The 13,625-nt window shown below is 69.0% G+C and carries 10 protein-coding genes; 9 read left to right on the top strand and 1 reads right to left on the bottom strand.

Features of this window, described 5'->3' with window-relative positions; translation table 11 throughout:
* Positions 1-73: 73 nt before the first annotated feature.
* The 7 genes from LPT13_RS08970 to LPT13_RS09000 all read left to right on the top strand — a co-directional run bounded on the left by LPT13_RS08970 (position 74) and on the right by LPT13_RS09000 (position 9,074).
* The gene (locus LPT13_RS08970) at positions 74-2,059 is read left to right on the top strand and encodes a molybdopterin-dependent oxidoreductase (RefSeq protein ID WP_242165794.1); all 1,986 of its coding nucleotides are present in this window, start codon (positions 74-76) and stop codon (positions 2,057-2,059) included.
* A 104-nt stretch (positions 2,060-2,163) separates the two neighbouring features.
* The gene (locus LPT13_RS08975; protein ID WP_242166216.1) at positions 2,164-2,625 is read left to right on the top strand and encodes a molybdopterin dinucleotide binding domain-containing protein; all 462 of its coding nucleotides are present in this window, start codon (positions 2,164-2,166) and stop codon (positions 2,623-2,625) included.
* 286 nt (positions 2,626-2,911) lie between these two features.
* Positions 2,912-4,225: an MFS transporter gene (locus LPT13_RS08980; protein WP_242165797.1), complete on the top strand. Its 1,314-nt coding sequence runs from the start codon at positions 2,912-2,914 to the stop codon at positions 4,223-4,225.
* A gap of 124 nt (positions 4,226-4,349) precedes the next feature.
* Positions 4,350-5,633 (top strand): MFS transporter, encoded by a 1,284-nt coding sequence (locus tag LPT13_RS08985; protein WP_242165799.1) that lies wholly within the window; start codon positions 4,350-4,352, stop codon positions 5,631-5,633.
* Positions 5,634-5,783: 150 nt separating this feature from the next.
* On the top strand, positions 5,784-8,360 hold the full coding sequence (locus tag LPT13_RS08990; RefSeq protein ID WP_242165801.1) for a molybdopterin-dependent oxidoreductase: 2,577 nt from the start codon (positions 5,784-5,786) through the stop codon (positions 8,358-8,360).
* Positions 8,361-8,363: 3 nt separating this feature from the next.
* Entirely contained in the window at positions 8,364-8,723 is a 360-nt protein-coding gene (locus LPT13_RS08995; protein ID WP_242165803.1) for an oxidoreductase, read from the top strand.
* Between the two features lie 165 nt (positions 8,724-8,888).
* Complete coding sequence (locus LPT13_RS09000; RefSeq protein WP_242165806.1) at positions 8,889-9,074, top strand: hypothetical protein; 186 nt, start codon at positions 8,889-8,891, stop codon at positions 9,072-9,074.
* A 392-nt stretch (positions 9,075-9,466) separates the two neighbouring features.
* On the opposite strand, the gene LPT13_RS09005 is transcribed toward LPT13_RS09000, so the two are convergent.
* Positions 9,467-10,765: an MFS transporter gene (locus LPT13_RS09005; protein ID WP_242165810.1), complete on the bottom strand. Its 1,299-nt coding sequence runs from the start codon at positions 10,763-10,765 to the stop codon at positions 9,467-9,469.
* Between the two features lie 396 nt (positions 10,766-11,161).
* Between LPT13_RS09005 and tig the strand changes: the two genes are divergently transcribed.
* Together tig and LPT13_RS09015 are read left to right on the top strand one after the other, a co-directional pair.
* Entirely contained in the window at positions 11,162-12,514 is a 1,353-nt protein-coding gene (gene tig, locus LPT13_RS09010) for a trigger factor (protein ID WP_242165812.1), read from the top strand.
* 109 nt (positions 12,515-12,623) lie between these two features.
* Entirely contained in the window at positions 12,624-13,625 is a 1,002-nt protein-coding gene (locus LPT13_RS09015) for a diacylglycerol/lipid kinase family protein (protein ID WP_242165814.1), read from the top strand.

Below are 13,625 nucleotides of genomic sequence, written 5' to 3' on the forward strand. Positions count from 1 at the left end.
CCGGCCCCGTCGCCGCCCTGCCCGGGCGGCGGCCCGCATCCGCGAGAGCACTACGAGAGAAGGGGATACCGCCATGCTGTTCAACTACCAAGAGTTCCTCGACGGCATCGACCGCGAGGCCTACCACGCCGGCGAGTGGCAGTGGGAGGAGGACGGCTACACCGTCACCCGCACCTACACCTACTCCGCCCCCGGCTGCCACACCTCCTGCGGCGTGCTGATGTACACCAAAAACGGGAAGCTCGAGAAGATCGAGGGCGACCCGCTCGATCCCTGCGCCAACGGCCGCCTGTGCATGCGCTGCCTCAACCTGGAGGAGGGCGTGAACTACGCCGACCGGCCCAAGTGGCCCCTCAAGCGCGTTGGCGCGCGCGGCGAGAACAAGTGGGAGCGCATCAGCTGGGAGGAGGCGCTCGACACCATCGCGGAGTGGATCCGCGTCAACATCGACGAGGCCGGGTTCGGCCGCGAGTCCATCTTCGTGAACCACGGCACCGGGCGCAACATCTCGTCCTGGGTGCCGTTCCTCGGCGGCGCGTGCCTCGGCACGCCCAACATCGGCGCCATCGGGTCGTCGGGCTACTCCTGCTACCTGCCGCGCACCTGCGGCACGGCGGCCTCCATCGGCGACTTCCCCATCGTGGACGCCTCCGAGGGCCATGCCGACCGCTACGCCAACCCCGAGTGGGTGCGCCCCGACGTGGTGGTCATCTGGGGCTGCGAGCCGCTCAAGTCCAACGCCGACGGCTACCTGGGCCACTGGCTGGTGGCCTGCATGCAGCAGGGGACCCAGTTCATCTCCATCGACCCGCAGCTCACCTGGTGGGGCGCGCACGCGGCCTACTGGCTGCCGCTGCGCCCGGCCACGGACATGGCCATCGCGCTTGCCTGGCTCCACGTCATCATGTACGAGGAGCTGGAGGACCGCGAGTTCGTCGATCTGTGGTGCGCCTACTATGACGAGCTCAAGGCCTACGTGGAGCCCTTCACGCCCGAGTGGGCCGGCAAGATCTGCGAGCTCGACCCCGAGCTCATCCGCGAGTCGGCGCGCTTCTACGCCACGGCCGAGCGCGCGGCCATCCAGTGGGGCCTGGCCTTCGACACGCAGAACGACTCCATCCAGCTGTGCCAGACCGTCTCCAACCTCATGTCCATCACGGGCAACATCGACAAGCCGGGCACCAACCTGCTCGTGCGCAACGGCTTCGAGATCAACCCGGGCTACGCCACCGCGCAGCTCTACTGCCCGCCGGAGACCTTCGCCAAGAAGCTCACGGTGGACGTAACGCACCCCGGTTACGTGCACTTCATCGGCATGGCCGACTGCGATGCGGTCAACCACGCCTTCGAGACGGGCGAGCCCTACCCCATGAAGATGTTCTGGTCCCAGGGGGCCAACGCCATCACCTGCACGGGCAACGCCGCGCCCCGCATCTACCAGATGCTTGAGAACGTGGAGTTCTGCGTGGTGGCCGACCCGTACCTGACGCCGACGGCCGTGGCCTTCGCGGACATCTTCCTGCCGCTCAAGACCACCGCCGAGCGCGACTCCATGCGCGTGTGGTGGACCCCGCTGCGCGCCATGAAGAGCGTCTCCGAGTGGTACGAGGCCAAGTCCGACGAGGAGCTCATCGTGGCGCTGGGCAACAAGATGAACCCGGAGCTGTTCCAGAAGCGCTGGCCCACGCTCGACGCCCTGCTCCAGGACTACCTGGACACCGGCTTCAACATCGTGGACCCGAGACGGGCAAGTCCTACAAGTCGGCCGGCCGCTCCAAGGCCGGCATGGTGGAGGTGCCTGACGCCCACACCGACTTCTGGAAGAAGCACCACGACGACGGCACGTGCAGCTTCAAGTCGCTCGTCGAGGACAAGTGCGGCTACGAGTACGACGACTTCTGCGCGACCTATCGCAAGTACGAGAAGGGCCTGCTGCGCCCGGACGGCACGCCCGGCTTCGCCACGCCGTCGGGCCGCATCGAGCTGGTGCCCTTCGCCACCTTCGGCGCCTGGGGCATCGACCCGTGGCCCAAGCACCACGAGTCCATCCACTCCGTGAAGTGGCTCGAGGACCCGGAGTTCCGCGCCGAGTACCCGTTCATCTGCGTGAACGGGTCGCGCTCCTACGAGTACTTCCACTCCGAGAACCGCCAGCAGGCCACCATGCGCGAGTTCCACCCCGACCCCATCGTCAAGGTGAGCGCCCAGACGGCCGAGGAGTACGACATCCACGAGGGCGACTGGATCTGGCTGGAGAACTCCGAGGGCCGCTGCCGCCAGAAGGCCCACATCGACCCGACGCTCAACCCGAACTACGTCTACGCCGAGCACGGCTGGTGGTACCCCGAGCAGGAGCCCGCGTTCCCCAACCTGTTCGGCATGTGGGACGTGAACATCAACAACCTCACCGCGTCCTACGAGACGGGCCCGGGCGGCATCGGCTGCCCCTTCAAGAGCATCGTCTGCAAGATCTACAAGTGCGCGCCCGACAACATGGCGCCCGCCCCCGGCGAGGTGGTCACCCAGCTCGGCGGCTTCCGCGATGACTACGTCGCCGGCGAGCCCTACGCCTATGGCCAGGAGGACAGCTGGCAGGAGCGCATGAAGCGGGGCGCCGAGGCTTAGAAGGCCGCGCCGCGGCAGGGGAGGCGCCGTCAGGGGTGCGGCGTCTCCCCAGGTCAGAACCTAGGCTAATCCCTGATTTCCTACGCTTACCCCCTCGGGCCGGCCAATTTTCCCAAGGATAGGAAGCGCCGCCCCATGCGGTTTGCGCCGAATCCGAACAGAATGCGGGCAACCCGCGCCGGAGCGCGGGTGCGAAAGGTTGGGGGAGAGCGAGGAGACCGAAGGGGGGAGCACGACGACTCGCTTCTCATGCTCGTTTCGCAACGAACGAAGGAAAGGTAAGAATATGGCTGAAGAAAAGAAGGGGTTCCATCGCGCCTGGCTGGTCTTCATCGGCGTCTGCATGATGATGGCCGGCGGCATGGGCCTGGTGCTCAACGTGATGGGCAACTATTTCGCGCCGATGGCCATGGCCTTCGGCCTGGTCAACCCGGCCACGGGTGGTCCCGACGTGACGCAGGTGACCCTGCTCATGACCGTGTATTCGTACGTCATGCTTGTCTGGCTGCCGTTCTGCGGCCGCCTGTTCGACAAGGTTGACGCACGGATTCTGTTCGGCGTCAGCGGCTGCCTCATCGTCATCGGCTGCCTGCTGTTCAACGTGTGGACCGAGGTGTGGCAGATCTACATCTCCGGCGCCCTGTTCGGCCTGGCCGGCCCCGCCATCTTCCTGGTGGGCCCCTCCGTGCTGATCAACAACTGGTTCGCCCCCAAGCAGGCGGGCAAGTTCCTGGGCATCGCGTCGGCCTTCACCGGCGTGGGCACCTTCGTGTGGTCGCCCGTGTTCGCCGGCCTCGTCAAGGCCGAGGGCTACAAGTTCGGCTTCACCATCGAGGCCCTCATCGCCGCCGTGCTCATCCTCATCCCGGCGTTCTTCTTCTTCCGCACCCGTCCGCAGGACGTGGGGCTGGAGCCCTGGGGCATCGAGAAGGAGACCTCCGAGGGCGAGCAGCCCAAGGCCGTGGGCGTCAACGGCAAGTTCGCCCTGGGCACCATCGCCTTCTGGGCCATCCTGGTGGGCGCCGGCCTGATCTCGCTGGGCGGCGGCTACAAGTCGCTCATGCCCACCGCCGTGCAGTCCGTGGGCGGCCCTGAGCTGGCCATGCTCGGCGCGACGATGATCTCCGCCGCCGCCGTCGGCAACATCCTCGGCAAGATCACCCTGGGCACCCTGGCCGACAAGATCGGCATCAAGAACGCCATGGTCGGCTTCGCCGCCGTGTCTGCCATCGGCTTCGCGCTCATGGTCTTCTTCCTGGGTGACAACATGGTCCCGATGATCATCGCCGGCTTCTGCATCGGCACGGGCGACGCCATGATGTCGGTCGGCCTGCCGCTGGTGACCCGCGCCTGCTACGGCGACCGCCGCTACGGCGAGATCTACTCCTACATGAACATGCCCATCGCCTTGCTGGGCGGCCTGGGCGCCACCTTCGTGGCCCTGGTCGCCAGCTTCACCGGCGGCTTCCAGGCCGCCTACGGCTGCGGCATCGTGTTCGAGGTCATCATCGCCGCGTGCATGGTCGTCGCCGTGGTGACCGCCAAGAAGTTCCGCGACAAGTGGACGGCCGAGGGCGAGCCTGAGAAGACTCGCGGCTAGGCATCCCGTCGACGTGCGGCGCCGCGAGGCGCCGCACGGCTTTCATCCCCCCGATTTCCCGTTCATCTACTTCATCTATGTAGGATGCGCCGGCGCGCATCGCGCGATAGACAGGTGACCCATCATGAGAATCTTCGGAAACCGCGTCCACTACGCATGGCTCATCCTCATCGGATGCTGCTTCATGCAGGCGGGAGGCCTGGGGGCCGTGCTCGACGCGGCCGGCGTGTTCTTCGTGCCGGTCTGCGACAGCCTCGGCTTCTCCCGCTCGGAGATATCCCTCTACCTGACGTTCTACTTCATCGCCACCGTGTTCGCGATGCCCGTCGTGGGGCGCTGGATCACGCGCTTCAACATCAACCGGCTGCTCTCGGTGTCGTTCCTGCTGGTGGTGGCTGCGGTGGCCGCCATGGGCTTCTACGACGAGCCGTGGCAGTGGTGGGCGTCGGGCATCGTGTTCGGCCTGGCCGGCAGCTTCATCTTCGTGATCCCCGCGCCCATCCTCATCGGCAACTGGTTCCACACCCACAAGGGCCTGGCCCTCGGCGTGGCCATGTCGTTCTCCGGCATCGGCGGGGCCATCCTCTCGCCGGTGTTCACCCTGTTCATCCAGGCGCTCGGCTGGCGCGAGGCCTACCTCGTGGCCGCCGTGGTGATGGGCGTGCTCGTGCTGCCGTGGACGCTGTTCGTCTTCAAGCTGCGCCCCGAGGACATCGGCATGCGCCCCTACGGCTGGACCGAGGAGGACGAGGCGGGCGAGTCCGCCGCCGACGACGAGTACCGGGGCGTCGCGGCGCGCCAGGCGCTCAAGACCGTGCCCTTCTGGTGCATGTTCCTGTTCGCCGGGCTCATCGCCTACTTCGCGGGCTTCAACTCGCATTTGCCCGGGTTCGCCCAGTCCGTGGGCTTCAGCCCGATGGTGGGCTCGTCGCTGCTCACGGCGGTCATGGTGGGCAACGTGGTCGAGAAGTACATCGTGGGCTTCCTCAACGACAAGATAGGCGTGCAGTTCACGGTGAACATCCAGCTGGCGTGCGTGGCGCTCGGGCTCCTCGGCTTCGTCTTCGCCGGCGACAACCTGGTGATGCTCTACGTGTCGGCGTTCCTCTTCGGCGCGCAGAACTCGCTCGTGTCGGTGTCGACCCCGCTGCTGGTCCGCCAGCTGTTCGGCGGCCGCGACTACCCCAAGATCTACGCCTACACCCGCATCGGCACTGGCGTCATAGGGTGTCTGGGCCCGGTCACCGTGGCCGGCATCTTCGACACCACCGGCAGCTTCGTCCCCGCCTTCGCCCTGGGCATCTGCATCGCCGTCCTGGCCTTTGTCACGGTGCGCGTGGCCTACCTGCTGCGCAAGCAGGTTGAGCGGGAGGAAGTCACTGTTTCCCCAGATCAAGTTATTGCCTAATCGAGAATAATACTTCATGGCTAAGGCATCCGGCGGGGTTTTCGGCGTAGGTTGGGCACTGGTGCCCGATGCGCCCGGAGGCCCCGCCCGCCTATAGTCGGGACGGCGGCGCGGGGGTTTGCGCCGCAGAGAGAAAGAGGAAGGAGCGGTATGGAATTCAAGAACGACCTTGGAAAGCCGTGGAAGTACGAGGAGGACGGCCTGACCGTCGTGCGTACCTCCATGTGGTCGCCGCCGGGCTGCCACCCCGTGGGGTGCGGCCTGAAGATCTACGTCAACGACGAGGGCGTCATCGACCACGTCGAGGGCGACGAGAACAACCCCATCACCAAGGGCCGCCTGTGCGCGCGGTGCCTGGCGCTCAAGGACTACGTCTACAACCCGAGCCGCGTCATCTACCCGATGAAGCGCGACCCCGAGTTCCGCGGCCAGCACGACAAGTGGGAGCGCATCACCTGGGATGAGGCCTTCGCCATCGTCAAGGAGAAGCGCGACTACTTCCGCGACACCTACGGCGCCGAGTCCATGGCCGTGTTCTCCGGCACCGGCCGCTCCGGCGGCATCCTGGTGTCCGACATGGCCCAGGCCGTGCTCGGCACCCCCAACGCCTGCTATACCCAGTCGGGCTACGCGTGCTATCAGCCGCGCTCGATGTCCTGCTCGCACGTGCTGGGCGCCTACTACCCCGAGATGGACTACGCCGGCGGCCTCGAGGGCACCTACGACAACCCGGCCTTCATCGTGCCCGGCGTCATGGTGATGTGGGGCAAGATGCCGCTCGCGTCCAACGGCGACGGCTTCTTCGGCCACGCGGTCATCGACCTGATGAAGCGCGGCGCCAAGCTCATCTCCGTCGACCCGCGCGTCAACTGGCTGTCCACCCGCGCCGTCGTGCACCTGCGCGTGCGCCCCGGCACCGACACCGCCATGGCCATGGCGTGGCTGTCCGTCATCATCAACGAGGACCTCTACGACCACGACTTCGTCGAGAAGTGGACCTACGGCTTCGACGAGTTCGCCGCCCGCATCAACGACCCCGAGCTGGGCATGACCCCCGAGAAGGCCGCCGAGATCTGCGACGTGCCGGTCGAGGACATCTACAAGGCGGCGCGCCTCTACGCCACCGCCAAGCCGGCCTCCATCGCCTGGGGCCTGGCCTTCGACCAGAACCAGAACGGCAACCAGGCCGCCCACTGCGTGCTGGCCCTCATGGCCATCACGGGCAACATCGACGTGCCCGGCGGCCAGATCGTGGCCGAGATCGACGCCGCCCCCGGCGTCGAGGACGCGCCGGCCGCGGGCGAGAAGCAGGAGTTCAACCTGGACAAGGCCGACGCCGGCGCCGACGACAACGCCGCCGAGGACGCCGCCCGCCCGACGCGCCGCATCGGCTGGGACAGCCTGCCCCAGGAGCTGCGCGACAAGACCGTCGGCTACAAGGAGTACCCGCTCTACGTCGACAACATCCGCAACGCCCAGGCCGACATGATGTTCGACGCGCTGACCAAGGGCGAGCCCTACCGCATCCGCATGGGCTGGATCCAGTCGACCACCCTGCTCGCGCCCACCTGCTGCGCGCAGCCCCACGGCTGGTACGAGGGCCTGAAGAACCTCGAGTTCTGCATGGCCACCGACCTGTTCATCACCCCGGCCATCGAGGCCGCCTGCGACCTGTTCCTGCCCCTGGCCTCCTGCGCCGAGAAGGACGACGTCGTGATGACCCACTACGGCGGGTCGCCCGTCTTCTACGGCGCGGTCAACAAGGCCGTCGACGTGGGCGAGGTCAAGGCCGACATGGACCTCATCATCGAGCTGGGCGCCTACCTCGAGCAGGACTGCCTCAAGAACGAGGACGGCACGCCCATGTTCAAGGACCTGGACGACTTCCTCACCCAGCGCCGCACCTCCGGCCCGATCAAGATGGACTTCGACTCCCTGCGCCACCGCGTCGGCTTCCAGCGCGGCGTGAACTACCGCAAGTACGAGTCCGGCAAGCTGCGCCCCGACCGCCATCCCGGCTTCCTCACGCCGACCGGCCGCGTCGAGCTGTGGTCGACCGCCTACGCCAACTACGGCGAGGATCCGCTGCCCTACTACCAGGAGCCGGCGTTCAGCCCGGCCGTCGACCCGGAGCTGGCCGAGAAGTACCCCTACATCCTGACCACCGGCGCCCGCAACTACGCGTCCTTCCACGCCGAGCACCGTCAGATCCCCGTGCTGCGCGAGCTGCATCCCGATCCGCTGATCGAGATCAACCCCGCCGACGCGGCCGAGATCGGCGTCGCCGACGGCCAGTGGGTCGAGATCGCCAACGACTTCGGCCGCGCCAAGTTCAAGGCCAAGGTGTCGCCCATCGTCAAGAAGGGCACCGTCCAGGCCGACCACGGCTGGTGGTTCCCCGAGATGCCGGCCGACGACGAGGCCCGCGACCAGGTCATCCCCGTGGGCGAGATCCTCGAGGACGGCCCGCTGGAGTTCGAGGTCAACGGCACCCACATCCAGAACGGCTACGTCAAGTCCGACCACGCCGACGAGAAGGGCCTCTACGGCCTGTGGCGCTCCAACGTCAACGACCTGGTGTCGAACCACTACAACTCCAAGCTCGGCTACGGCGGCCCCTACAAGTGCAACTGCTGCTCGATCACCCCGCTGCAGGAGAGCTACGACACGGACATGGGCCTGGTCGAGGAGAAGTTCAAGGTCGATTCCGCGAAGAAGGAGTGGTAAGCGATGGCTGAGTACGGACTTTTGGTTGACTACGAGTACTGCACCGGCTGCGAGTCCTGCGTCGTCGCCTGCAAGGAGACCCACGACTTCCCCGTAGGCAAGTGGGGCATCCGCGTCTTCGACGACGGCCCGTGGCAGAAGGACGACTCCGGCGAGGGCGGCGACTGCTTCAACTGGAACAAGATCCCGGTGCCGACCGACCTGTGCGATCTGTGCGCCGACCGCGTGGCCAAGGGCAAGGACCCGGCCTGCGTGCACCACTGCCTGGCCTTCTGCATGGAGTTCGGCCCCGTCGAGGAGCTGGCTGCCAAGATGCTCGAGAAGCCCAAGCAGGTGCTCTGGCGCCCCTGCGCGAGCGCGTAGGCCTGCCAGGCGCGTTCCCGCCGGCCCCGCGGCCGGCGGGGGAGGGGCCGCTGGCGCCGGGTCGTCCCCCGGCGTCGGCGGCCCCCTGAGGTGAGGGGCGGCCGCGTGGGCCCGGGCGAGGCCCCGGGCGCGTGGCCGCCGCGGACGAGAGGAGGGGGACGGCCCATGTGCTACTGCTGCACGCTGTGCAACGAGTGCGGGCGCGCCGACGAGATGAACGGCCAGCTGGGCCGCCGCAAGTGCCCCGGCTGCGGCGTCCTCGTCCTGGACGAGGACGTGCGCGCGTGCCCCGAGTGCGGCGCGACGCTGCCGCCGCCCTTCCCGCCGCTGCCCGGCAGCCCCCAGGGCTAGGCCGAGCCGCCGCGCGGCGGCCGCGCCGCCTGCGGCCCCGTGTCGCCCCGCGACCGCCTGCGGCCGGCCCCGCGCCGGCGAATCCGAGGCACTCGCGGCCGCACGCCGGTGCGTCGCGTCGTGCCAGAAAAGCCGACTTATCACACGCGAATCTCGCGGTTCGGGGTGATAAGTCGGCTTCTCTGGCGTTTTCTGCCAGAAAAGTGGACTTATCACACGTAAATGGGCGCTTATCGCGCCTCGGTGCCCTCGGTGGGTGTGATAAGTCGCGATTTCTGGCAGGCACGTGTGATAAGTCCGATTTTGCGGCAGGGGAGAGGGAGGCGCGGGCGTGCCCGGTGGGGCCGACGGGGCTGGCGCGACCGGCGGGTCGGCGAGCCGGTGAGGCGACGCTACGAATTACGCAGCAGGCGGCGCAGGGCCAGGGACACCCCGGCGGCGAGCGCGGCGGCAGCGGCGAGCGCGGCGAGCCCCGGCAGGTAGCCGGCGCCGGCCGTGAGCGGCACGCTCAGCGCGAGCGGGCCGGCCAGCGCCGCGGGGATGAGAGCCAGGTTGAGCACGGCCAGGTTCTCGGCGTAGTGCGTCTCGCCGAACGCCGTCGCCGTGAAGCTCGACCCGATGACCGAGATGCCCCCGGCGCCGAGCCCCGCCAGCACCATGCCGGCGAACGCCACCGGCACCGATCCCGCGACGATGGCTCCGGCGAGCAGCCCCACGCTCGCCGCCAGCACCGCCGAGGTGGCGAGGGTGCACGTGGCGGTGCCGAGCGCGTCGAAGACGACGCCCATGGCCAGGCGCCCGAGCCCGTTGCACAGGGCGAGCGCGCCCACCGCCGCGACGGCCGCCGCGGGAGCGGCCCCGGCGGCGACGGCCAGCTGGTTGGCCGATCCGATGACCGCCAGGCCGATGCAGCTCACGATCACCATCCAGGTCGCGTAGGCCCAGAACGCGGGGGTGCGCAGCATGGCGGCGGTGGTCGCGCCGGCGGGGGAGGGCGCGGCACCGGGCGCGCTCGCGGCAGCCGCCGCGCCGGGCGCCTCCGCCGCGTCCGCCGCGCCGGGCGCGGGGTCGGCCGCCTTCCCGCCGGGCGCGCCGGTTCCCTCCGCGCCGCCCCGCACCACGTCGCCGGCTGCGGGCGGACTCAGGAAGGCCGCGGCCGCCGCCACCACGGCGCTCGTGCCGACGCCGAGCAGGGCGAAGGCCGGCCTCCAGCCCACCGCGCCGAACAGCCAGGCGGCCGCCGAGCTCAGCACCATGGTCGACAGGCAGTAGCACAGAAGCATCATTCCCGAGGCGAGCCCCGCGCGGTCGGGGAACCACGCCATCACGGCGCCCATGGCCGCGGTGTAGCCGATGCCGACGCCGCCCCCGCCCAGGATCCCGTAGGTGAGGTAGAGCAGCCACGGCGCGTCGGCCCGGGCCAAAAGCGCCGTCGAGGCGAAGGCCGCCAAGGTCATCGCCGCCGCCAGCCAGATGACCGGCCGCGCGCCCATCCGGCGCACCAGGCGCCCGCCGACGATGCCGCCGCCGCAGAACGCCCACATGAGCAGCGTGAAGGTGAACGAGAGCGCCGAGGGCGCCCAGCCGAACTCCTCCACGAGCGGCGCCGAGAACACCGACCACCCGTAGATGAAGCCGATCATCGCCATCACCAGGCAGCCCGCCGCCAGCCGTCCCCATCGCGCTTTCATGGCGCCCTCCTCCCAGCCCGCGTCCCCAGGCCTCTCCCGCGCATTCCTTATAATACTAATCGGTATTATAAGGAATGCGCGCCCCGCTGTCATGGCCCGCCACGCCCTAACGGCCCCCGCCCATGGGCCGTCCCGCCCTACGTCCGTCTCGCCCTCGCGTCCTGCGCCCGCCGTCGCGTCCACGCGCCCCGCGTGCGCCGCGCCTCGCGCCCCGCCCGCTCCGGCGCGCCGTCGCCCCTCCCTCACAGCGGGCTTATATGATTTTCTGCCCGGGCTCGCCCTAAGTTGCCCATCGTCGCCGGGCGTTTGCCGAGGTTGCGGTAGAATACGCCCCGTGCATGCCGCGGGCCGCGCGCCCGCCCCTAACCGTAACTGCAAGTAAAAGGAGCAGCATCCATGAAAGTCAGCATGAAGAAGCTCGACGGCAACCAGGTGCGCCTGGAGTGCGTCGCCACCCCCGAGGAGGTCAACAACGCCCTCCACGCCGGCCAGCTCGGCTTCGCCCAGTCCATGGGCCTGCGCCCCGAGCAGGGCAAGACCATCGCCCAGGTGGCCGAGGAGAAGATGGGCATCAAGAACCTCGACTCCATCGTCGAGGCCGGCGCCATCCAGGGCCTCGTGCCGTTCGCGCTGGACAAGAAGAACATCATCCCGTCCTTCCCGCCGCAGCCCGAGCCCAAGTCGGCCCTCAAGCGCGACCGCGAGTTCGCCTTCGACGTGACGGTGGCCCTCAAGCCCGACTACGAGCTCAAGTCCTACGACCCGGTCGAGATTACGGTGCCCAAGTTCGCTGTGAACGAGGAGGCCGTCGACCAGCAGCTCAAGGACATGGCCGAGCGCTACACCGTCTACGTCGCCGCCGACGCCAAGCCGGTCGAGAAGGGCGACAGCTGCCTGATCGCCATGACCTGCACCAAGGACGGCGAGGAGGTGGCCGGCCTCACCACCGACGGCCGCACCTACACCGCCGGCGAGGGCTACATGCCCGACGGCTTCGACAGCCAGATCCTCGGCATGCAGCCGGGCGAGACCAAGACCTTCACCTTCGAGGGCCCCGGCCTCGACGAGGACTTCAACGAGATCACTGAGGTCATCGACTGCACCGTCACGGTGAAGGAGATCCAGAAGGCCACCGTGCCGGAGATCGACGACGAGTGGGTGTCCACCAACATGCCCATGTACAAGAGCGCGGCCGACCTGCGCGCCGACGTGCAGCGCAACGTCGAGCGCAGCGCCCGCGAGCAGTACGAGGCCTACAAGCGCAACCTGGCCGTGAGCGAGCTCGCCCGCCGCTTCGAGGGCAAGATCGCCGACGAGGTGTACGAGGCCATGCGCTCCAACCTCATGGAGAACATGCGCATGGAGCTGCAGCAGACCGGCCAGAGCTGGGAGGACTTCGTCGCCCAGAACGGCGGCGAGCAGCAGTTCGGCATGATGCTCATGCTTCAGACCCGCGAGATGCTCGTCCAGGGCTTCGCGCTCGACTCCGTGTTCCGCCACGAGAAGCTCAGCCTGACCGACGAGGACATCGAGGCCGCCTGCCGCGCCATGAACCCGCAGGCCAACCCCAGGCAGCTGCGCCAGCAGTTCGAGCAGTCCGGCCGCGGCTTCGCCCTGCGCGAGTCCGCTGAGCGCCTGAAGGCCAACAACTGGGTGCTCGAGCACGCCATCATCACCGAGGTCGACCCCAACGCCCCCGCGCCCGAGGCCGTCGCCGAGGCCGAGGCCGAGGTCGAATCCGCCGAGTAGCACCTCGGCAAACGAAGCGCGCCGCCCCGCGGGCGCCCGCGCGCGAAGCGTATAATCCCACGGAAGCCGGCACGTCCGGCTTCCGCTGTTTCCGAGGAAGGAGGCGCCTGTGACCCTGGACGCGAGGCGCGTGCTGCTCATCGCCAACCCGGCGGCCCAGAACGGCCGCGGCGCCGACGCGGCCGCCGAGGCCGAGGTGCTGCTGCGCGAGGCGCTGCGCGGCGCCGCGGTGGAGGTGCGGCCCACTGCCGGCCCGCGCCACGGCGTCGACTTGGCCGCCGGCGCGGCGGGCTTCGATGTGGTGGTGGCGCTCGGCGGCGACGGCATCATCCACGAGGTGGTCAACGGGCTCATGGCGCTGCCGGCCGACGCGCGCCCGGCCCTCGGCGTCATCCCCGTGGGATCGGGCAACGACTACGCGGGCACGCTGTCCATGAGCTGCGACGTCGCGCGGGCCGTGGGCCAGCTGGTGGCGGCGCGCCCCGTCGCGGTGGACGTGGGGCGGGTGAACGGCGAGTGGTTCGCCGAGACCGTCTCCTTCGGCCTGGACGCCGCCATCGCGCTCGACACGGTGGAGCGGCGCCGGCGCACGGGCCGCACGGGCACGGCGCTCTACCTGGCGGCCGGCCTCGACCAGCTGATGCACCACCTGGACTGCCGGCCCTACCGCGTCTCCTTCGACGACGGCCCGCTCCAGCCCGGCGAGATGTTCCTCTTCGCAGTGCAGAACGGCCCCACCTACGGCGGCGGCTTCTCCGTGGCGCCGGAGGCCTCGGTGGCCGACGGCCGCCTCGACGTGGTCATCGCCCACCCGCCGCTCTCGCGCGCCAAGGCCACCCTCATCTTCATGCTGGCCAAGGACGGCCGCCACACCCGCTTCCGCGAGCTGGAGTTCCGCCGCGTGCGCCGCGTGCGCGTCGAGTTCGACGAGGAGCCGCCCGCCCAGGTGGACGGTGAGCGCCTCCGCGGCACCGCCTTCGACATCACGGTGACGCCCCACGCGCTGCACGTGCTCGTGCCGCCCCAGGCGCGCGCCGAGGTGGTGGGCGACCTGTCGCCGCGGGGCTACGTCCACGTGCCCGAGGCCTCCGATGCGGAAGGGGACGCCTAG

This window comes from Adlercreutzia faecimuris (genome assembly GCF_022669055.1).
Taxonomy (GTDB): Bacteria; Actinomycetota; Coriobacteriia; order Coriobacteriales; family Eggerthellaceae; genus Enterorhabdus; species Enterorhabdus faecimuris.